The 323-nt window shown below is 38.7% G+C and carries 1 protein-coding gene; it reads right to left on the bottom strand.

What is annotated here, in order from left to right:
* Positions 1-323 (bottom strand): DDE-type integrase/transposase/recombinase (locus C9J35_RS23895; RefSeq protein WP_499842797.1); only part of this gene is annotated, 323 nt, incomplete at both ends.

The raw sequence follows: 323 nt of genomic DNA on the forward strand, positions 1-323 counted from the left end.
TGTTTCAATTGAGCGAGCGTATCTAAGATAAACGATGTATCTTGTGTACCACCGACTGTATAGGCAATGATTTCACCGTTGTATAAATCCATGATGCTTGAAAGATATAACATCGACTGACCAAAAGGCAAGTAAGTAATATCGGTTACGAGCTTCTGAAGTGGTGCTGTTGCATTAAAATCACGGTCTAATGTATTGTCTGCTATGTTCGCTGGTTGACCGGTACGTTTACGCTTTTTCACTTTGACACGACAAGACCAATTATATTTTTGCATCACTCTTTGTACCGTTTTTTCTGCGATTTCTGGAAATAAAGTAGCGAT

Source organism: Lysinibacillus parviboronicapiens (assembly GCF_003049575.1).
Taxonomy (GTDB): domain Bacteria; phylum Bacillota; class Bacilli; order Bacillales_A; family Planococcaceae; genus Lysinibacillus; species Lysinibacillus parviboronicapiens.